At 40.2% G+C, this 20,162-nt stretch carries 18 protein-coding genes; 10 read left to right on the top strand and 8 right to left on the bottom strand.

All coding sequences use genetic code 11. The annotated features are described in order from the left end of the window. Positions 1 to 226: 226 nt before the first annotated feature. Entirely contained in the window at positions 227 to 460 is a 234-nt protein-coding gene (locus ACOI22_RS05705; RefSeq protein WP_420671044.1) for a hypothetical protein, read from the bottom strand. A gap of 170 nt (positions 461 to 630) precedes the next feature. On the opposite strand from ACOI22_RS05705, the gene tadA reads away from it, so the two are divergent. Further along, on the top strand, positions 631 to 1,131 hold the full coding sequence (gene tadA, locus ACOI22_RS05700) for a tRNA adenosine(34) deaminase TadA (protein ID WP_420671043.1): 501 nt from the start codon (positions 631 to 633) through the stop codon (positions 1,129 to 1,131). A 673-nt stretch (positions 1,132 to 1,804) separates the two neighbouring features. On the opposite strand, the gene mltF is transcribed toward tadA, so the two are convergent. Continuing rightward, positions 1,805 to 3,274, bottom strand: coding sequence for a membrane-bound lytic murein transglycosylase MltF (gene mltF, locus ACOI22_RS05695; protein ID WP_420671042.1), 1,470 nt, complete (start codon positions 3,272 to 3,274; stop codon positions 1,805 to 1,807). 244 nt (positions 3,275 to 3,518) lie between these two features. Between mltF and purL the strand changes: the two genes are divergently transcribed. After that, positions 3,519 to 7,400: a phosphoribosylformylglycinamidine synthase gene (purL, locus tag ACOI22_RS05690; RefSeq protein ID WP_420671041.1), complete on the top strand. Its 3,882-nt coding sequence runs from the start codon at positions 3,519 to 3,521 to the stop codon at positions 7,398 to 7,400. A 113-nt stretch (positions 7,401 to 7,513) separates the two neighbouring features. Here purL and ACOI22_RS05685 read toward each other — a convergent pair whose 3' ends face one another. From ACOI22_RS05685 to ACOI22_RS05675, 3 genes are all read right to left on the bottom strand, one after another. Continuing rightward, positions 7,514 to 9,580, bottom strand: coding sequence for an EAL domain-containing protein (locus tag ACOI22_RS05685; protein ID WP_420671039.1), 2,067 nt, complete (start codon positions 9,578 to 9,580; stop codon positions 7,514 to 7,516). A gap of 106 nt (positions 9,581 to 9,686) precedes the next feature. Beyond that, positions 9,687 to 10,280 (bottom strand): DNA endonuclease SmrA, encoded by a 594-nt coding sequence (gene smrA, locus ACOI22_RS05680; RefSeq protein ID WP_420671038.1) that lies wholly within the window; start codon positions 10,278 to 10,280, stop codon positions 9,687 to 9,689. A 190-nt stretch (positions 10,281 to 10,470) separates the two neighbouring features. Then, a complete protein-coding gene (locus tag ACOI22_RS05675; protein WP_420671037.1) occupies positions 10,471 to 11,646 on the bottom strand; it encodes a flagellar assembly protein T N-terminal domain-containing protein in 1,176 nt (391 codons plus the stop codon). A gap of 325 nt (positions 11,647 to 11,971) precedes the next feature. On the opposite strand from ACOI22_RS05675, the gene ACOI22_RS05670 reads away from it, so the two are divergent. Beyond that, positions 11,972 to 12,373 carry an LPP20 family lipoprotein gene (locus ACOI22_RS05670; RefSeq protein WP_420672322.1) on the top strand — a complete coding sequence of 134 codons (402 nt, stop codon included), beginning with the start codon at positions 11,972 to 11,974 and terminating at the stop codon, positions 12,371 to 12,373. A gap of 76 nt (positions 12,374 to 12,449) precedes the next feature. Here the strand turns inward: ACOI22_RS05670 and flgN are convergent, their stop codons facing one another. The 3 genes from flgN to flgA all read right to left on the bottom strand — a co-directional run bounded on the left by flgN (position 12,450) and on the right by flgA (position 14,172). Further along, entirely contained in the window at positions 12,450 to 12,881 is a 432-nt protein-coding gene (gene flgN / locus ACOI22_RS05665) for a flagellar export chaperone FlgN (protein WP_420671036.1), read from the bottom strand. 6 nt (positions 12,882 to 12,887) lie between these two features. After that, positions 12,888 to 13,217, bottom strand: coding sequence for a flagellar biosynthesis anti-sigma factor FlgM (gene flgM, locus ACOI22_RS05660; protein WP_420671035.1), 330 nt, complete (start codon positions 13,215 to 13,217; stop codon positions 12,888 to 12,890). A gap of 229 nt (positions 13,218 to 13,446) precedes the next feature. After that, the gene (flgA, locus tag ACOI22_RS05655; protein ID WP_420671034.1) at positions 13,447 to 14,172 is read right to left on the bottom strand and encodes a flagellar basal body P-ring formation chaperone FlgA; all 726 of its coding nucleotides are present in this window, start codon (positions 14,170 to 14,172) and stop codon (positions 13,447 to 13,449) included. Between the two features lie 145 nt (positions 14,173 to 14,317). Between flgA and ACOI22_RS05650 the strand changes: the two genes are divergently transcribed. From ACOI22_RS05650 to flgF, 7 genes are all read left to right on the top strand, one after another. Then, the gene (locus ACOI22_RS05650) at positions 14,318 to 15,250 is read left to right on the top strand and encodes a chemotaxis protein CheV (RefSeq protein WP_420671033.1); all 933 of its coding nucleotides are present in this window, start codon (positions 14,318 to 14,320) and stop codon (positions 15,248 to 15,250) included. A gap of 9 nt (positions 15,251 to 15,259) precedes the next feature. Further along, entirely contained in the window at positions 15,260 to 16,087 is an 828-nt protein-coding gene (locus ACOI22_RS05645) for a CheR family methyltransferase (protein ID WP_420671032.1), read from the top strand. A gap of 161 nt (positions 16,088 to 16,248) precedes the next feature. Continuing rightward, positions 16,249 to 16,659: a flagellar basal body rod protein FlgB gene (flgB, locus tag ACOI22_RS05640; RefSeq protein ID WP_420671031.1), complete on the top strand. Its 411-nt coding sequence runs from the start codon at positions 16,249 to 16,251 to the stop codon at positions 16,657 to 16,659. Between the two features lies 1 nt (position 16,660). Continuing rightward, positions 16,661 to 17,083: a flagellar basal body rod protein FlgC gene (flgC, locus tag ACOI22_RS05635; protein WP_420671030.1), complete on the top strand. Its 423-nt coding sequence runs from the start codon at positions 16,661 to 16,663 to the stop codon at positions 17,081 to 17,083. A gap of 25 nt (positions 17,084 to 17,108) precedes the next feature. Continuing rightward, positions 17,109 to 17,795 carry a flagellar hook assembly protein FlgD gene (locus ACOI22_RS05630; RefSeq protein WP_420671028.1) on the top strand — a complete coding sequence of 229 codons (687 nt, stop codon included), beginning with the start codon at positions 17,109 to 17,111 and terminating at the stop codon, positions 17,793 to 17,795. A gap of 10 nt (positions 17,796 to 17,805) precedes the next feature. Continuing rightward, entirely contained in the window at positions 17,806 to 19,191 is a 1,386-nt protein-coding gene (gene flgE, locus ACOI22_RS05625) for a flagellar hook protein FlgE (RefSeq protein ID WP_420671027.1), read from the top strand. 216 nt (positions 19,192 to 19,407) lie between these two features. Next, entirely contained in the window at positions 19,408 to 20,151 is a 744-nt protein-coding gene (gene flgF, locus ACOI22_RS05620; RefSeq protein ID WP_420671026.1) for a flagellar basal-body rod protein FlgF, read from the top strand. Positions 20,152 to 20,162 lie beyond the last annotated feature (11 nt).

Raw genomic sequence — 20,162 nt, 5'->3', positions numbered from 1 at the left:
AAATGCTATGCCAAAAAATAGGAGCGAGGTGGAATAAACTTCAAATTCAGATGTAATTTTAATCTGCCCCGACTGCTAGGCGCTAGGCTTGCGATATTTCTGGCAACAATGCTCATGATGCCTCAACATTATGTAATGCTAGTCACAGTTGGGAGGGGGAATTGTCCTTATTAATAACAAGGCAATATATTACCGCTTTAAGATTTATTACCGGCAATCTAGGCGTTTAGTTATTAAGTGACGCAAATTTTTTGTTTAAATGATACTTTTCATCGGTCACTATTTTTTCAAGTACGGCTAAGCGCTCAGACATAAGCTGCATGTCTTGCTTTATTTGTTCTTGTTCAGCTTGCAACTCAGTTTGCTTGGCTTGTGCTTTTCTATTAGGTTTCACTCCTTTAGTGATTGAAACGATTGCCCAAGCGATGATTGCGACTATTGCGATTGCAGTCATATCCATGTTTATCTCCTTGATTAAAGACGGTGTGTAAAAATAATAACAGTAAAGTACGTTAATCTATTAACACTGTCTATATGACAGAAGTCATTTTATTTCTGTAAAGTTAAACATTTATATGAGGTATAATTAGCGTAATTAATCGCTAAAAAGTAACGGTGAAACTTTCCTGTATGTCAAACGAACACGAATTTTTTATGCAAGAGGCAATGGCTGAAGCTGAAATTGCTCTTAGCTTAAATGAAGTGCCAGTAGGGGCTGTTGTCGTAATAAATAATGAAATTGTGGGCCGAGGGCATAATCAAACCATCACGCATTGCGATCCATCATTACACGCTGAAGTTGTGGCGATACGTGATGCCGCTAAACACGTTAAAAATTATCGATTACTTGATGCTAGTTTATATGTGACTTTAGAACCTTGCTGCATGTGCGCAGGCTTATTGGTTCACAGCAGAATAAAGACCTTAGTATTTGGTGCTTATGATTACAAAGCAGGTGCCATTGGTAGCATTATGAATTTAGCCCAGCACGAAAAGCTTAATCATAAAATTGATGTAATAGGCGGTGTGTTAGAAACCCAATGTAGTGAAAATTTGAGTGCGTTTTTTAAGGAAAGAAGGGCATTAAAAAAGGCCATGAAAGCAAAACATAATATTGCTAATGGCCTTTAACGAGTGTTGTCTATCTTAAATATACTTCGGGCGTTTAATTATTTATTTAGCAAGCTTGTTGATAATCGTCATTCATGTCTGCGTTAGCAAACTGCTTTCTTCTTACTAATACACGCTGATGTAGCTTTTTAAGTAAAGTTCTTCTTTGGTTACTGTTTTTTAATCTTCTATTTCTGTTCATACTATTATTTGTCTTCATAATTGTTACTCATTTCTTCGGCACAAATATATCTTTTTCAATATTTGCGTATTCAATGACCACGTCATTGTTTTTGCTTTTGCTAATTTCTCTTTAGCTTTTTCATTTTAACTTAGTTGCCTAACTGTTTGTTTTATCGGCAATGTAATCATAAAGCTTTATTTTTCTTCAAGCTTAGTTGTGATTTACGTCTTAACCCAATAAAAGACCGAAGCACTAAGTTTAAATTTCATAATTGCTGTAAAGAATACTTTATACTTTAGTTTAAACCGCTAAGCGGCAAAGCGAGTGTATCCATATATAGAATAGGAAATTCAATCTATCGTTACATTTTATGTAATCGTGACTTAAGTATAAGCAAGAAATACACCAAATGAATGACAGTTTTATGTCGTTTTTTTGACAAATTTAATTAGGAAAGTTCAATACGAAAGTATAATTGAGTTGTTGCGAGGGGCTTATCCAATAAACTTACTAGCTATTCTCTGTTGTTTCTGATTGTTCCATAATTGCTTGTTCGTCATCTATATCACTGTCTAATTCCAGTTCATCATCGGGGATGCTAAGTGAAGGCGTATCTTGGTTTTTTTCTAACCACAATAAACTGTCATAGTATCTTCTGATGTTGTCGACATAGTTGACGGCTTCGTTACCACGAGCATATCCGTAACGAGTGAACTTATAATACTTCTTCTGGCGCAATAAGGGTAGGTGTTTTTTTACATCAATCCACAAATCAGGATTATAACCTAATTTTTCAGTAATTTTACGAGCATCTTCCAAATGCCCTAAGCCAATATTGTAGGCAGCTAATGCCATCCATACACGATCAGGGCTTTGTATACGTGCAGGAATACGAGCTAGCAAGCTGGCGAAATATCGCGAGCCACCGCTAATACTTTGCTCTGCATCGGTTCGTTTTTGCACTTTCATATCTTTTGCAGCAGCTTGAGTTAGCATCATCATGCCGCGAACTCCTGTAGGTGAGATTGCCTTGGGGTTCCAATGGCTTTCTTGATATGCAATGGCAGCAAGTAATCGCCAATCTAATTCACCTGAATGAGTGACAAACATTTCTTTATATACAGGAAGCTTGCTTTTAACTGCACGCATAAAGGCGCGGGTATCCACAAAATCAAAACTTCTAACGTGTCCAAAGTATTTGTCTTCTAACACCGCAAGTTTGCCGCTTGCTTGTATGCTTCCAAAGTATTCTAGTAAGGCTGCACGTAGCGAGTCATCAGTATCTTTGTTTAACATCCATGCAATTTTCAAGGAATCAGTAATAGAGAAGCCTATTCCTAGGTTGGGATAGCGCCGCCTAGCAACAGCCAAAATATTTGAATCAGATATGGTGTAGTCAAGTTCACCTGCCGCCACCATTTCGAGTAACTCTTCAATATCTTTCTCGGCGGTCTCTTCCCATTTTAAGTCATTGAACTCTTCAACTTTGGCTTGTAGGGGTTCGCGATAAAGATCGTTGGCAATAATGGTTAGTGCTCCGTCTAATTCGTCTATATTTCGCGGGCGGTCTTTACCTTTTTGATAAACCAATTCAAAATTTAGTGTTTGATAAGCAGGGCCGAATTTATATGCTTTTTTACGAGCCTCTGTCATGGTGATATTGGCAGCTAATACATCTACGCGTTTTTTGTCTAATTGGTCAATCAGTTCGGCATAAGAATAATAAGGGTAAACTTCCAGCTTCACCTCTAAATATTCAGCAAAACCCTGCATAAGTTCATATTCAAAGCCCTCTTGGGTAATGGGGCCATTGTAATAGGTAGTGCGCCCGTATATTGAACCCACTTTAATCACGCCATCGTCAATTATCCTAGACAATACCGTGGTGTTGCCCTCAGGTTGGCAACTGCTAATTAATAATAAAAGAGTCACTATTGATGTTAAGCGAAGGGCGCGCTTTTTAAAAAATAGTAAAATCATACTCTTGGCGATAAATAATATATGCATACTCTGATTGTGAACAATATTCTGCTTTTTATCTAGTGATAAATTGTAAATCACGCATGCTTTAGTTTTTTTTACCCACTAAGGTCTAAATTCTTGCTTATTTTCTTGTGGTAAAGCGCTTATCAAAATAGATTAATTCCTCTATACTTGCGCCTAATTTTTGTAAGTCTAATTAAGGCTTACAGGTTTAATTAGCACAACTAGTGGACTTCATATCATGCTCATTCTGTTCGGCTCTGCAATGCTTTCTGAATTCAACAAGAAAAAACTCATCAAACGCTTACAGTCAAAAAATATAAACGTGAGCAATATAAACGCTCAATATGTACATTTTGTTGATACAAGCAGTGAACTCTCAGAAGCTGAACAGGCAACCTTAAATAGCTTATTAACTTACGGTCCTAAACAAGAAAACACGCAAACCTTTGCTTTGAATATGTTAGTTGCGCCGCGTGCGGGCACTATTTCTCCTTGGTCAACTAAAGCAACTAATATTGCTAATAATTGCGGTTTAACACAAATTGTAAGGATTGAGCGTGGTATTCAATATAGTTTTGATGGTGCCGAAGCAGGGCAGTCAGCGCAAATAGCCGAGTTGATTCATGATCGAATGACCGAGATTGTGTTAAATGATATGAACGATGCAGCGAGTTTATTTTTGCATCATGAACCGAAGCACTTAAAGGCCGTTGATGTGTTAGGTGAGGGCCGCATAGCGCTTGAAGAGGCCAACAAAACATTGGGTTTAGCCTTAGCTGAAGATGAAATTGATTACTTGCAAACTAGCTTTGAGAAATTAGGGCGTAATCCTCATGATGTTGAGCTTTACATGTTTGCGCAGGCGAATTCAGAACATTGCCGCCATAAAATATTTAATGCTGATTGGACAATTGATGGCAAAGAACAGCCCAAATCCTTGTTCAGCATGATTAAAAACACCTTTGAAATTACGCCTGAATTTGTGTTCTCAGCATATAGCGATAATGCTGCGGTAATGGAAGGGTTTGAGGCTGGGCGTTTTTATGCTGACGCAAGTACGCATAGCTATCAATATAATCATGAAGCTATTGATATATTAATGAAGGTTGAAACACACAATCACCCCACGGCTATATCACCTTTCCCCGGCGCTGCTACTGGTTCAGGTGGTGAAATTCGTGATGAAGGCGCAACCGGCAGAGGCTCTAAACCAAAAGCGGGTTTAGTCGGATTTAGTGTATCTAACCTAAAACTTCCTAATGCTACACAAGTGTGGGAACACGACTATGGCAAACCTAGCCGAATTGTTGATGCACTGGAAATTATGACCCAAGGACCATTAGGTGCAGCTGCATTTAATAATGAGTTTGGGCGCCCCGCCATTTTAGGATATTTCAGAACCTACGAACAAAAAGTCAATAGCTTTAATGGTGAGGAAGTGCGCGGGTATCACAAGCCAATTATGCTAGCAGGTGGCTTAGGCAATATTAAGCGTGACCATATAGAGAAAGGTGAAATCACGGTAGGTGCTAAGCTTATTGCCTTAGGCGGACCTGCAATGAATATTGGCTTAGGCGGAGGTGCTGCATCGTCAGTGAGCTCTGGTGAGTCGAATCAAGATTTAGACTTTGCTTCAGTGCAACGTGATAACCCAGAAATGGAACGCCGTGCACAAGAGGTAATAGACCGTTGCTGGCAGTTAGGTGACGCCAACCCTATTCAATTTATTCATGATGTGGGTGCAGGTGGTTTGTCTAACGCATTTCCCGAATTAGTTAACGACGGTGGGCGCGGCGGTGTTTTCGAACTTCGTGACGTAGCCTGTGATGAATCAGGTATGTCTCCTCTTGAAATTTGGTGTAATGAATCGCAAGAGCGCTACGTTATGTCGGTAGCTCCTGAAAATTTAGCTTTGTTTACGCAAATATGTGAACGAGAGCGCGCGCCTTTTTCGGTAGTGGGCGAAGCTACAAAAGAACAACACCTTACCTTAAGCGACAAAAAATTTGGCAATAAGCCTATTGATATGCCGCTTGATGTATTGTTAGGTAAACCGCCTAAAATGCACCGAGATGTAGTATCAAAAACGGCGAAAGGCGATGATTTCGACGCAAAAAATATAGATTTAGCCGATGCGGCTGAACGCTTACTGGCATTGCCTACTATCGCTGAAAAAACTTTCTTGATTACGATTGGTGACCGCTCGGTTACCGGCATGGTATCTAGAGACCAAATGGTAGGCCCTTGGCAAATTCCTGTTGCGGACGTTGCCGTAACCACCAGTTCCTTTGATAGCTACAACGGCGAAGCGATGGCTATGGGAGAACGTACCCCGGTTGCCTTACTAAATTACGGAGCGGCCGCTCGTTTAGCCGTAGCGGAAACGTTAACCAATATAAGTGCTTCGTATATTGGTGATATAAAACGAATCAAATTGTCAGCAAACTGGATGGCGGCGGCAAATCATCCAGGAGAAGATGCGGGATTGTATGAAGCGGTAAAGGCCATAGGTGAGGAGCTTTGTCCTGCGCTAGGTTTAGCGATACCTGTGGGTAAAGATTCAATGTCAATGAAAACGGCTTGGCAAGATGAGGGCCAAGAGAAAGCGGTTACTTCACCACTATCTTTGGTTATCACAGGCTTTGGCGCAGTTAAAGACGTGAGAAAAACCGTAACACCTGAGCTCAATACTCAGCTTGAAAGCGAACTTTTGCTTATTGATTTAGGTAAAGGGCAACAACGTATGGGAGGCTCATGTTTAGCTCAAGTATATTCAAAGCTAGGCTTTGAAGTACCTGATGTAGATGAAGCAAATGACCTACTTAGTATGTTCAATGCCATTCAAGCATTACACAGTAAAGGTGTATTACTTGCATATCATGACCGTTCTGACGGCGGCCTATTTACTACCTTGGTTGAAATGGCATTTGCTGGTAATACAGGGCTTAACATAGACTTAAGCCAGTTAGGTGATGAGCCTGCTAAAATTTTGTTTAATGAAGAAATTGGTGCAGTACTTCAAGTGCCATCTAAAGAACTCGATACCGTAAATAAAATTTTAAATGACTTTGGGTTGGCAAAACATGCGCATCGTTTAGGCACAATAAGTCCTGAAGATAAGATCACTTTTACATTTAATGAAAAAACTGTCTTAGAAAACTCACGTACCCATTACAGAATGGCATGGGCGAGCACCACCTTTGCTATGCAATCATTGCGTGATAACCCACATTGCGCAGCGCAAGAGCATGAAGCGAAAAAAGATACGCAAAATCCAGGCTTACATGCAAAACTCAGTTTTGACCTCAACGAAGATGTTAGCGCGCCTTATATTAATGTAGGTTCAAGACCTAAAATGGCTATTTTACGTGAGCAAGGGGTTAACTCCCATGTTGAAATGGCAGCAGCGTTTGACCGTGCGGGCTTTGATGCAATTGATGTTCACATGAGCGATTTAGTTACAAAGCGCAAACAATTGGCTGATTTTAATGGCTTGGTAGCCTGCGGCGGCTTCTCCTACGGAGACGTACTAGGCGCAGGAGAGGGTTGGGCTAAATCAATACTGCACAATAACGAATTACGTAATATGTTTGCTCAGTTTTTTGAAAACCCGAACACTTTTTCATTAGGTGTTTGTAATGGGTGCCAAATGTTGTCTAATTTGAAAACGCTCATTCCAGGTGCTGAAAATTGGCCTCACTTTGTACAAAACTTATCGTCTCGCTTTGAGGCCCGTGCGGCTATGGTTGAAGTGCAATCTTCACCCTCTATCTTTTTACAAGGTATGCAAGGTTCACGTATGCCTATCGCGGTTTCACACGGGGAAGGGCGCGCAGAATTTGCTAAACCTGAGCAATTATTAAATGCTAATACGGCTAACAATGTTGCTCTTCGTTTTGTTGATAACTATGGCAAAGTGACTGAGCAATATCCATTTAACCCAAATGGTTCTGCTGAAGGAATAACAGGTCTTAGTTCGAATGACGGTAGAGCAACTATTATGATGCCGCACCCAGAGCGAGTATTTAGAGCGGTATCAAATTCATGGCGTGACCCAATGTGGCAAGAAGACAGCCCTTGGATGCGTATGTTCAGAAATGCGAGAGTATTTGTTAATTAACGTTCGGTAGCAATGTGTCGTCTTACTAAGTGCGAATAAAAGATATTTGATAGATTTTATTGGCGCTTAGTTATGACTATCGGTGCTATTCTCTTAAATGGCAGCTGTGCCCTTTAGGCAGTATTATACTGTTTTTCTAAGGCTTCTATTGGCAAGGGCTTGCTGAATAAATAACCTTGCAGCAACTGGCATTCATTCTCAAGTAAGAAGCTTGCTTGTGCCTGTGTTTCAACACCTTCTGCACAAATTTGTAAATCCAGTTGTTTGGCCATTTCAATAATCGTTTTGGTAATGGTGTTACTTCGCTTAGATAAGCCTATGCCGTCTACAAATTGTTTATCGATTTTAAGGGTGTCTAGCGATATTTGCGTGAGATAACTCAACGATGAATAACCCGTGCCAAAGTCATCTAATGCGATGAAACTTCCTTTGTTTCTCGCTTGCGTAATAAAGCGATTGGCAAGGTCAAAATTTTCTAAGTACGCCGATTCGGTGAGTTCAAACTCAATGCATGAAGCATCTATTTCATAGGTGTCAAATAAAGTACTTATTTTTGAAATAAGTTGGCTGTCGCGTAAATCATAGGCTGAAATGTTTAGCGATATAACCGCATCTTGAGCAATATTAAGTAAGCGCGGTACATCTTTGCAAACTCGCTGAATAACCCACAATGTGAGTGCTTGAATTTTACCGCTTTGTTCAGCAATCGTGATAAATTCATCAGGTGAGATAAAACCTAACTCTTTATTGTTCCATCGAATCAGCGCCTCAAAGCCTTTAATCTTTGATTCGCCATCTACTTTAGGCTGATAAAACAAAGTAAACTCTTCGTTGCTGATGGCGTTAGCTAAGGCCGAGGCAATGGATATTTTCCGTTTGTTGTCTTCCATCATAGATTTTACGAACAAGGTACACGTTGAGCGGTCTTGTGCTTTAGAGCTATACATGGCAACGTCGGCATTAGCAATAAGCTCTGATACGCTATAGTTAGCATCTGAGGCCAAGGCTATGCCAATACTAATCCCCACTTCAACTTGCCAACCATCTAGCACAATGGGCTGGCTTAGTTTATCTTTAATCCCTTTGGCGAATGAAAGCAATTCATGTTGGCTTGATACATTCTCTACCAATATTAAAAATTCATCCCCGCCTAATCTAGATACAAAGCGCTTATCATTTACCAAGGTGCTAATTTCATTAGCAACGTAACACAGTAGTTTGTCACCCACCTCATGCCCGAACGAATCATTAATCCATTTAAAACCATTTAAATCAAAGAATAGCAAAGCTAAGTCATGCTTGATTAAACGGGCTTCTTCAAGCTTTTGGCTTAAGGTAGAAATAAAGTATTGTCTATTAGGTAAGTCAGTGAGGCTGTCAAAGTTAGCAAGCTTTTGCATTTGTTCTTGCTGATCAAGTAACTGCGTAGTTTGCATTCTGTTTTTTTCAACTTCGGTGTTGATTTCTTGCATCATCGAGTTGAATCCTTCGGTTAAAACTTTCAACTCTTTTTTGCCTTTTACTTGCGCTAGCAGACCATAATTTTTTGTTTTTCTGATTTTACGCATAAAGTCAGAGAGGTCGAGCAAGGGCTTAATGGCCTTATTCTGCAAACTAATGATGAGTGTTGCCGTTACCACTAAGGTAATTATTACGAAAGGGAATACACTTAAAATAAGATCTAAGGTACTAAGTCTAAGTGGCTTGCTTAAATCATTCACTACAAGCAAATACCCTAAAGGAAATCCTTTTTCACCTATTCGTTTAAATGCAATAATATCTTGCCCAACTGCATGCATGCCTAGGCTCAGGTCAACATACTCACTGAAATCAACTTGCTGTATTAAATCACCGCTATTTTCTCGACTCGTAATAACTTTGCCGAAATAGGGTTGAACTACGTTTAGGTTTTCATCAAATACCGCAGCCACTCGAACGTTTTCGTATTGATCTAATTTAAGAAGCAAGTTGGCTATATTAAATATATCGGGCTCATCTGACATCATAACCATTAGATCTATAGATAAGTTCTCAGACAAGCCGTTTAAGTCGTCAGAAGCGCCTTGTCGATACAAATCTTGATATGCCTGCATGGCAAAAATCACAAGTAATATACTTGTCGCTAAAATTGCTGCAATCGAAAGCGTAAGTAGTTGAGAGCGAAGACTATTTAAAAACATGTATGAGGTATCTTTTGCTCAATCAGAATGGAAAATTAATTTATGCTATGTTTATCGGCACAATCTATCCTTTCTTTATGTGTTATCAGGCTTTAATCGAGTCATATTAGCCTCGGCGTTGGTGCACTTCTCGATTAATTTGTTTTTGATTAGGGTGCTTTTTAAGCAGTACATAAGTGCACGACAAGCCACCGTGTTGTTTAAGAGCCGTATGAAACGCAATCACAAAGTTAATTTCAGTTAGCCATTGATTCACATAACTTTTCATAAAGCCAGGAAAAGGCTTTGATTGCAAACCTATGCCGTGATCTATCAGAAGGGTTCGAATTCCTCGTTGATGACAGTCTACTATGGTGTTGTAAAGGCTTAGCCGCGCTTCATCAAATTTTAAGTGTTTGAGACTCAAACGAGTATCAATATGATACTTGCCTAAACGCAGGTTTTTATATACTCCTTCCTGAACCCCATCTTGCTTATATGTAATGTAATCCATGGGGTCAAGTGGTACCACATAATCTACACTTAAGCCGTTATCATCTAAGGCTATTTGCTTTTCTAGCGCTTGTCTTTTGAGTTGCTTGGCAAGGGAGTCTTGCTTGGATTTAGGGCGAGTACTAGCAGTTTGATTAATATCGGCCAACGGCTTTACGTCTTGCATTTGTTCAAAAAACGACAAGTCATCATTAACAGAAGAAGTCATAGTACATTGCCCTCAAATTACATTTAATTCGTACAGCATTAAGCTCGCTCATACACGCCTTAGCTATTACCCAATACGCCACTATGAGTCAGTGTGATCACAAGGAAGAATAAAAGTGCGCTTTTTAAAACGGCATTACATTAAAATAATACCTTATTTTACGATTGAGTTAAAATAAGAGCGCACAGTGCTATTGTCTTGCTACGTAGTCATTTGCCTGCACATTGCCTAATAGACTTCTATCTGAGGCTTCAACGGTAGCTGTGTCGCTATATACTTGTCGAACTACCAAGGTAGTTGGGTGTAATACAAACTGGCGGTACTGCTGGCCGAAGGTATCTGATATTTGTTTAACGTTAAATAGTGTGAGTTGGTCCCCCACTTGAACTTGATGAGTACGCCCTAAATTAATTTGAAGTTGATTATTGGCCACGGCAAGTACTCGCCCCATAGTCGGCTGGCAAACGGCAAATTCTTCCAAGTCGGTAATGCTTTTTTGAATCATTTTTTGTACTTGAATACCATATTGGCTGCGCCAAAAGCTTTGCGATGACACATCAACCGCGCGCGTAAACTCAAACTCCCATGGCGCAATGCTTTCGTAATCTTGGCTATAAAGCTGCTCGCCAGTTGCCCCATTTATTAAGCTTACCGTAAAATCAAAACTTCGAATACTTTGCTCACCTTTAAACGGGTTAAAGCCAGAAGGGGTAAATCGCTCAACAGATACATTATTGATTACTACATTGAGCACGTATTGAGTATTAGATTTTTGCGCCAAAGCTTTGGCTTGCTTTGATATATCAGCACGATGCCAGTCAAATACATAAGGGTCAATATGCGATAATTCCATATTAGGTGTGAGTTTACCCATCATTTCTTGAAACTTTATGGCGCTTACCTTTCCTAAAGCTTGAATTTGTCCGTCAGAGGCTTGTGCATGAAATTGAATTGGGAAATAGGTAGTTGATAACTTTTTGGTATAATCAGCGGCACTGCACTGGGTGTCTTGGGCAAAAATATCAGCCCTTATGGATACCGTTACAATACCGTCATTATATATTTCATCTATTAGCTGAATAGTGTTAACTTCCCCGGTAGCACGAATTTCTAAGTGTTCGTCCATCAGCAAGCCATTTGTCATTTGCTGCACGCTTCTAACCGATGCGCCAGCAAACAACAAAGCTTGTTTGATTGCTTCTTGAGTAGCTTGCTTCCGCGCTTGCTCTTTATTGCCATTTACAATAACCGCTTGTCCTGACGCTGAAAACCAAGCTGCTTTCGCCGGTTTTGCCATGCACATTGCAAATACTAAGCAAATAAATCCAGCTATTTTGCATAAACTGTTGAGAGAAGGGTGAAGCATAGCGAATCTCCAATTAATACTGTTGCGCTCTTAGTGCTTCCTATACAAATTGTATGCCATTAGTCATTAATTACTATGGTAAACAGATTTTAAGTTTAGCCTTGGCACAAGCTTTGCTAAACACTCAATATTATAAAGTCATTTGTTCAATACGTTTGCCGCTGTGCATACATGTGTTGGCATTAATTGGATAGTAAATATGTTAAAAAACGCCAATGAAAAATTACACACCACACAAATTAAAAGCCCGTTTGTGATCACGCCTAAGTTGCTTTTACGAGCAAGCTTTATTGCCTTATCTTTAAGTTTGAGCGGATGTGGGAGCATGATCAGTAAACATGTTGAGTGGGAAACGATTGAGCCTGAAAACTACCCCGTATTGAATGCGGTTGGCTATGCGCCTATTAATGCGCAATTAGCTTTGGATGATTCAAGTAAGCGATTAATGGCAATTAAAGCGTCTAAACTGGATGCTTACAGAGAGCTAGCAGAACAAGTTTATGGGCAAAAAGTTGACGGCCAGCAAGAACTCGCCAACATGGTGCTCACCGATAACAAGCTAAAGTCATCGGTTGAGGGTGTTATTAGAGGTGCTCGAGTAGTAAAAAGCTACCCCGTTGGCAATGATACTTACGCAACCGAGCTAGAACTCGATATGGCTAAAGTGCATGATTTGTATTTATCAATTGCTCAACCTAGAAAAATAAGAAAGGTTACTTACTACTAGTTGTTTAGTGAAATTTAAGCACAAAAAAGCACGTTATGAAACGTGCTTTTTTATGGGAAATTATTTAAGAGGCTTGCTAGGCTCTAAAGCCTTTAGTTGAACTATCACCCGATGTTTTACCCGAGCGATCATAGGTCATTGATTCCTTCGCGCGTAATTCCATCATGAAATTACGTAGATGAACCAATCTTAGCTGTCCTTGCTCAACTGATTTTGCGTTAATTTGAGTCAAGTATTTACACTCAAACAATACTTGTTTACAGCTTTGCAAAAGTTCTTCGCAAATATCTGGTATAGAGCCAGAGTCAGAACTTCTTTGGTAGAGCGTTTCAACGGCAGAATCTTGAGATTCTATTGTATCAAGCAGGCTTTGCTTATCTTGCAAAAGCTGCATAAGTGTTTCCGGCTCTCGAGAGCTGATTAAATGAAGCTCTTGTTCCAACAACGCTTTTAAATCTCGGAGATGACCAAGTTGTGTTGCAATTGCATTCTCAAGACTAGTTTTCATAATTTATTATGCTCTCACGCCTAATAGCTGTGATTCTAAACTGGCCATCTTCTTAGCCAATAATTCAGGATTAACTTGATACTCACCATTTGAAATGGCTTTTTTCAAGCGATCCACTTTTTCTTGATTAACCGGCGCTTCAGAGCCTTTCTTTTGCACATTAGACAGCTGTTGTGCAGACTGCGTTAAAGATACCGAGTCTTGTTTAGCAGGCGCAGCTTTTTCACTTGAAACCTGAGCTGATGAGCTACCAGTTTGGCTAGACACTTGTTGCTGTGCAACTTTAGCTGCGTCTAACTGAGCTTTGTTCGTATTGTTTACATTATTAATTGACATAATTTCCTACCAATTTTGTTGCCTCTGTAAATGATATCGACCTACGATTTTATTTCTTTAGGCTTAATTCTAAAAAAACTGACAAAATAATGTCACTTTTCACTAAGCCCCGTCAAATTAAACATCAATTTGCTGCTAGAACACTACAGATAATGCTTAAAACCGTACCGACGCGCATCTTTTTTTACTTCTACTAGTAGTGCAAGCAAACTTTGTACCAACTAAACCTTTAGATGTGTATTTGGACTTCGCTAGTACTAGCTACTTTGGCGTATACTAGTTTATCGGATGAAAGGTTTCTCACTTGAATGGTTTCCCCTAACACACCGTCTTCTTCTGCTACCCCGTAAACTTGAATAGACAAACCGCCGCTTACGGCTGCAATTGTGACGCGGTCACCTTTACAGATAAAGCACAGCATTCTATCGCTAATAATATTACCTGTACGAACGCGTCGTTTAATACGCGCGCCAAGAATTTCATCTAAGGAGGAAAATGTTGAACCTCGCAATTTATTTTTATCTATTTCTACTACTTGAATGTTGTTTTTAGTCAGCAAAGAGCCTGGGCTAAGATTGTCATTGGCGACTACGACTTGTTTAATAATAGACACGGTAGCATGGGTGAACAAATACCACTGGGTGTTAGGGCATTGTACTTTCACTGACACATTTGACTGCTTAGCCTGCATATTATTGCTCGTAAATACGAAGGCTTCGCTACAGTTTGGAATATTGATACGTTCATCAATTTCACGCACTAGAATTTTAGTGTTTTCGCTACCATCTATGTCAATGTGCTGAAGTAAATAATCTTCAACTTGTTCAGCTAGTTGTTGATGTGAAGACATTTGCATGGCATAGGATTTAGGTACAAAGATAAAACTTATTAAAAAACACGTAAAGACTATGCCTATAGCAGCCGATAACTTTGAATATTGAATTGTTAACATCATAATTTATTTGCCTTTGTGCAAGCAGCCTATAATGAGCGCTTACCGCTATTGTATTGTATGTAGCGTCATAACTATGGCACCACAGCTGTGATAAATATGTTTACAAGCTTACAACGCAACAATCATGCCTAAAACGGGGGTTTGTATGTCAGGTATTTTAGACTCGGTCAATCAACGCACGCAGTTAGTGGGTCAAAACCGATTAGAATTATTGTTATTTCGCTTGAATTCGCGGCAACGATTTGGAATCAATGTATTTAAGGTACGTGAGGTTTTACAGTGCCCCCCGTTAACCTCTATTCCAAAGCTTAACGCTTTAGTAAGGGGCGTGGCTCATATTCGTGGGCAAACAATTTCGGTGATAGACTTGGCCATGGCTACAGGCGGAAAACCTATTGAAGACTTGCAAAATGGTTTTATCGTTATTGCGGAGTACAACCGTTCGGTGCAAGGCTTCTTAGTCGGTTCCGTTGAGCGCATTATCAACACTAACTGGGATGCAATTATGCCGCCTCCAAAAGGAGCTGGTAGTGCTAGTTATTTAACCGCTGTTACCGAGGTAGAAGGTGAGTTAATAGAAATACTTGATGTAGAAAAAATTCTAAACGAGATATCGCCTCTCAATACTGATGTAAGTAAAGAAATAACCGACAACGTTGATGTAGGCACCAACACTGAAAAAATCATCTTTATAGCAGATGATTCGTCAGTGGCTCGTAATCAGGTTAAAAAGGCTTTGTCTACTCTAGGCTTAGAGATTGAAATGGCAAAAAATGGCCTAGAAGCACTTAACAGATTAAAAGAGATTGCATCTGAAACCGGAGATGTGACGGACCGAGTTGCGTTAATAGTGTCTGACATAGAGATGCCTGAAATGGATGGTTACACGCTAACCGCTGAAATTAAAAACACGCCTGAATTACATCGCTTACAAGTGATTTTACATACTTCTTTAAGTGGGGTCTTTAACCAAGCGATGGTTTCAAAAGTGGGTGCTGATGATTTCATTGCTAAATTTCATCCAGATGAACTTGCCGGCGCAGTACAAAAGTGGCTACTTACTGATTTAAAACAGTAGCCATTATTAATGTCAGCAGACTTAAGCCCGCAATCATATCTTGCTTTTTCCCAATTCCTGCAAAAACAGTTAGGGATAGTGCTAGGTGATAATAGGCAGTATTTAGTGCGTAGCCGTTTAACTGCGATTGCGCGAGATTGCCAGTATGCTGATATAAATACATTTATCCAAGATGTAGTGTCCCTCAAAAATAAAGCGATCAGCGATAGATGCCTTGAGTTAATGACTACAAACGAAACGTTCTGGTTTCGTGACGGCTATCCATTTAGCTTACTGAGTAACGCTATTTTACCTTCATTATTTCAGCAGCAAAAACGTTTGCGAATATGGAGCAGTGCATGTGCATCAGGCCAAGAACCATATTCAATTGCAATGACTATTTGCGATTTTCAAAGTAAACATCCAGGCGCTTTTTCAGAGCGTGTTGAAATAGTCGCTACAGACTATTCTCAAAAAATGATAGCGCATGCAAAGGAAGGGATTTATGATGAACTGGCACTTAGTAGAGGCTTAGCTGAAAGCCAAAAAAAAATATATTTCACCAATAGCAGCACTAAGCAAATGTCTGTTGATAATAAGCTTAAGTCAATGGTGTCTTTTAAGCGTTTTAATTTACTCGATAATTACCTAGCCTTGGGCAAATTTGACATTATATTTTGCCGCAACGTGCTGATTTATTTTAACGGCAACGAAAAAGTCAATATCCTGAACAAAATTGCCGCTTGTTTAAATCCAGGCGGCAGTTTGTTTTTAGGCGCAGCCGAATCTATTGGTGGTGCTGAACATCTTTTCAAAGTTCGAACAGGACACGAAGGCCTTTATTATACAAGGCTTTAAGTAATTATTTCCTTTTCCTGAATTACTTTATTTCTCATACTTCTATTTTTTGGCATAGGCTTTGCTCTACTGTTTTCACAGCGAGTTGTGCTTTGCCGCTTTTACTGTTTAGGCATGCAAAGTCGACAACAATGTTAAGTAGAAAATAGGTAGCGTTAATCATGGCAATTAGTTTAGATAAAATGGTAGGACTTCATCAGCAAGCACTTAAAGTGCGAAACGATAGAATGGAAGTTATATCTGGAAACCTAGCAAATGCCAATACGCCGGGCTACAAAGCGCGTGACATTGACTTTCAAAAAGCCATGAGAACCGCACAGTCTGGTCAAGCAAGTTTAACGCAATCATCCATGGTTACTACGCACAACAACCATATAAAAGGTACGTCAAAACTGCAAACTGAGGCTGAGTTTAGAATTCCTAATCAGCCTGATACCGGTGACGGCAATACCGTTGACGTGCAAAATGAACGTAACAAATTCTTAGACGCAGGTATGCGCTATGAAACAAGTTTAATGCTAATTAACGGCAAGTTTTCAGGTATGAAAAAAGCCCTAAGCCCAGGACAATAATATGAGCCTTTTTAACATAATGAATATTGCCAGTACCGGCATGCAGGCAGAAAATGTTCGATTGAATACAACGGCCAGCAACATTGCTAACGCCAATAGCGTAAGCAGTAGCTACGAAGATACCTATAAAGCTCGTCATCCTGTATTTGCAGCGGCACTTGACCAAGCCTCAAGTGACCAAACCAAGGGGGTGGGCGTAAATGTACTGGGCGTAGTAGAAAGCGCGAAGCCATTACAAATGGAGTACTCTCCGGGTAACCCAATGGCTGATGAAAACGGTTATATATATAAACCAAACGTAAACGTGGTTGAAGAAATGGCAGATATGCTTTCTGCGTCAAAAGGCTACGAAACAAATGTACAGGTTGCAGATACAACTAAGCGAATTTTTCGTCGTGTATTGCAGCTCGGACAACAGTCATAAACCTGTATAGCTTGAGGAATAGCTGATGGATATTACAAATAGCCTAAATACCGATTTATATTGGAATACTGAAGAAGAAGTTGCTGTTTCTGATGGAACAGAACAAACGCTTCAGCAAGAGGATTTCTTTGCCCTTTTGACCGAGCAACTTGCTAATCAGGATCCTACTAACCCAGTGGATAATGACCAACTAGTGGCGCAAATGACATCTTTCACAACAGCCGATGGTATTTCACAGCTCAATGAAAAGTTTGAAACGTTCGCCTCTAGCATGACTAGTAACCAAGCTTTACAGGCTTCGAGCTTAATTGGACAAAGCGTGTTGGTAACAGGCAATGTGGGGCACATGGCGAACCAAAGTGATGGTTTATCAGGTGTGATCATAAATGAGCAAACCTCGCAAGACACCAAAATCACTATTCAAAACCCAAGTGGTGAAATAGTGAGAACCATCGATATTGGCACTCAAGCTGCCGGTAATATTGAGTTCTCATGGGACGGTACTGACAACGACGGCAACTTAATGCCGCCTGGTGATTATGCCATTACCGTTCAAGGCAATGTGTTTGGTGAAGCAACAGCCTTGCCCACAGCAGTAAATAGACACGTAGACAGTGTAAGCCTATCAAGCTCAAGTCTTGGCGTGGTATTAAATCTAGATGGCGATGTCAGTATTAGCTTAGACGACGTCATCCAAATCGGAAATTCATAGGAGTAATAATATGTCTTTTAATATAGCCTTAAGTGGCGTGTCAGCTTCTCAAAAAGACCTAGACACCACTGCAAATAACATCGCAAACGTAAACACAGTTGGTTTTAAAGAATCAAGAGCTGAATTTGGTGATGTATATGCAGCATCACTATTGGCCTCAGGTAAAACCAAAGTAGGGGATGGTGTTCTTACTCAAGAGGTTTCACAGCAGTTTTCACAAGGCAGTTTAGCGTTTACCAATAATGCCTTAGATTTAGCAATAACCGGTAATGGTTTCTTTGCCACAGTGCCTGAAATTACCTCTCGCGATTTCTCATTTACTCGAGCAGGACAATTTAAACTGGATTCTGATAACTTCGTGGTAAATTCAAACGGTGATAATCTTCTAGGTTTCCCTGTTAACACCGATGGCACATCTGCATCGGTAGCACTAAGTACAACCGAGCCTGTGCGCATTCCTGATTCATCGGGTTCACCTCAACAGACAACCGAAGTTGATATGCGGTTTAACTTACCCGCAGGTGATTCAGCCCTAAACCCTGCGGATTTTGACCCAACCGATCCGCTAACTTACAATGCGGCAACCTCTGTTACTGTTTATGATTCATTAGGTGATAGCCACGTTATGACCTACTACTTTGTTAAAGATAATGACGCTGCGGCAACCAACGAATGGTATGTTGCTACCGCAATTGATGACCAATTACTTGACGCAACAAATTCTGATGGTAGTGATTCAGATCCAGCTACAGCGGTTAACTCGCTTGGTGCAAATACTGGTAATGAAGTCACTACTGCTAAAATTCGATTCAGTGATGGCGGTGATTTCGTAGCCATTGAGTCGGCTGACGGCCTTCCGCAGTTAAATGGTAAGTTTCAATCTGAAATGCTTGGAGGTGACATACTCTCAAATGGTTCTGATGCAACTCAGCAAATTACAACTGACTTTAACTTAAATGTTTCTAGTGCCGATGCTGATGAACCCACCCAGTTTGCGTCAGCTTTTGAAGTTACTTCATTAGAGCAAGATGGTTTACCCGTAGGTCGACTAACCGGTATTGATATTGCGCCTGATGGCTTAGTAAGAGCCACGTTTTCAAACGGAACATCTGAACCAATTGTGCGTGTAGCACTGGTGCGATTTTCGAATGAACAGGGATTGACTCAGCAAAGTTCAACGCAGTGGAAAGAAAGTATATTGTCAGGTGAAGCTTTAGCGGGTGAAGCCACAACCGGCACCTATGGCGACATTAATTCGTCAGCTTTAGAACAGGCCAACGTTAATTTGACGACCGAACTTATTGATATGATTATTGCTCAGCGTAACTTTCAAGCCAACTCAAGAGCGCTGGAAGTCAATAACCAGTTGAACCAGACTATACTGAACATTAGATAAACCTTTCTCTTAAAGATATATTCATATCTTACGGCCATAAATTGCCGCATATTTATATTTATATGCGGCAATATTTTGTATAAAAATCAATAAAATACAAATAAAACCATACTTTCCTTTGTTGGCATATTACTTGCTAAATAATCACCAATATCCGGTATTTTAAAGTATCGATGAATTGGCGAATGTTCGCTAGTGAAATAATAAGGTAAGTAAATGGATAAGTTTCTCTATATAGCAGCAAGTGGCGCCAAACAAGATTTGATGGCCACAGGCGTGCGCGCAAATAATCTAGCTAATGCCCAAACCAACGGTTTTAAAGCGCAGCTTGAACAAGCTCGCGCTATGCCTGCATATGGAGAAGGCCTACCCTCACGCGTATTTAGTATGACCGAAAGCCCAAGCAATAATTACGAGGGCGGTCCAATGATTACTACTGATCGCGCACTTGATGTTGCACTCCAGGGAGATGGATGGTTGTCGGTGCAAACGCCCCAAGGAGAAGAGGCATACACTCGTGCGGGCGGCCTAACCATGAGTAGCGATGGCGCTTTGCTTGATCCAAAAGGCAATATGGTTATGGGGCAAAACGGTCCTATCTTTTTACCCGTACCCTTAGACAATATCACCATTTCTGGCGATGGCGGAATTTCAGCTAGGCTGCAAGGTGCGCCGCAAAATGCTATTGAAGAAGTCGGCCAGCTTAAATTAGTGAATCCACCTTTAGATGAAATGAAACGTCGAGAAGACGGTTTATTTGATTTAAAAAGTGGCCAAATAGCGGAGCAAGACATAAATGTGCAGGTTAAATCAGGCATGTTGGAAGGCTCAAACGTAAACGCGGTAGATGAGATGGTCAACATGATCAGCCTGCAGCGCCACTATGAAATGCAAGTGAAGTTAATGAAGAAAGCGGATTCATTGTCTTCAAGCGGTAATTCATTACTCAGATTTATTTAAGTTTTAATTAA

This window comes from Glaciecola sp. 2405UD65-10, assembly GCF_048820975.1.
Taxonomy (GTDB): Bacteria; Pseudomonadota; Gammaproteobacteria; order Enterobacterales; family Alteromonadaceae; genus Glaciecola.
This window is presented reverse-complemented; position numbering and strand designations above follow the sequence as displayed.

Bases quoted from the DNA above. Each gene is read 5' to 3' on its own strand.
- ACOI22_RS05670 (WP_420672322.1), top strand. From the start codon at position 11,972: ATGATCAGTAAACATGTTGAGTGGGAAACGATTGAGCCTGAAAACTAC.
- ACOI22_RS05685 (WP_420671039.1), bottom strand. From the start codon at position 9,580: ATGTTTTTAAATAGTCTTCGCTCTCAACTACTTACGCTTTCGATTGCA.
- flgE (WP_420671027.1), top strand. From the start codon at position 17,806: ATGTCTTTTAATATAGCCTTAAGTGGCGTGTCAGCTTCTCAAAAAGAC.
- flgC (WP_420671030.1), top strand. From the start codon at position 16,661: ATGAGCCTTTTTAACATAATGAATATTGCCAGTACCGGCATGCAGGCA.
- flgN (WP_420671036.1), bottom strand. From the start codon at position 12,881: ATGAAAACTAGTCTTGAGAATGCAATTGCAACACAACTTGGTCATCTC.
- smrA (WP_420671038.1), bottom strand. From the start codon at position 10,280: ATGACTTCTTCTGTTAATGATGACTTGTCGTTTTTTGAACAAATGCAA.
- flgM (WP_420671035.1), bottom strand. From the start codon at position 13,217: ATGTCAATTAATAATGTAAACAATACGAACAAAGCTCAGTTAGACGCA.
- ACOI22_RS05705 (WP_420671044.1), bottom strand. From the start codon at position 460: ATGGATATGACTGCAATCGCAATAGTCGCAATCATCGCTTGGGCAATC.
- ACOI22_RS05650 (WP_420671033.1), top strand. From the start codon at position 14,318: ATGTCAGGTATTTTAGACTCGGTCAATCAACGCACGCAGTTAGTGGGT.
- ACOI22_RS05645 (WP_420671032.1), top strand. From the start codon at position 15,260: ATGTCAGCAGACTTAAGCCCGCAATCATATCTTGCTTTTTCCCAATTC.
- ACOI22_RS05675 (WP_420671037.1), bottom strand. From the start codon at position 11,646: ATGCTTCACCCTTCTCTCAACAGTTTATGCAAAATAGCTGGATTTATT.
- mltF (WP_420671042.1), bottom strand. From the start codon at position 3,274: ATGATTTTACTATTTTTTAAAAAGCGCGCCCTTCGCTTAACATCAATA.
- tadA (WP_420671043.1), top strand. From the start codon at position 631: ATGTCAAACGAACACGAATTTTTTATGCAAGAGGCAATGGCTGAAGCT.
- flgF (WP_420671026.1), top strand. From the start codon at position 19,408: ATGGATAAGTTTCTCTATATAGCAGCAAGTGGCGCCAAACAAGATTTG.
- ACOI22_RS05630 (WP_420671028.1), top strand. From the start codon at position 17,109: ATGGATATTACAAATAGCCTAAATACCGATTTATATTGGAATACTGAA.
- flgA (WP_420671034.1), bottom strand. From the start codon at position 14,172: ATGATGTTAACAATTCAATATTCAAAGTTATCGGCTGCTATAGGCATA.
- purL (WP_420671041.1), top strand. From the start codon at position 3,519: ATGCTCATTCTGTTCGGCTCTGCAATGCTTTCTGAATTCAACAAGAAA.
- flgB (WP_420671031.1), top strand. From the start codon at position 16,249: ATGGCAATTAGTTTAGATAAAATGGTAGGACTTCATCAGCAAGCACTT.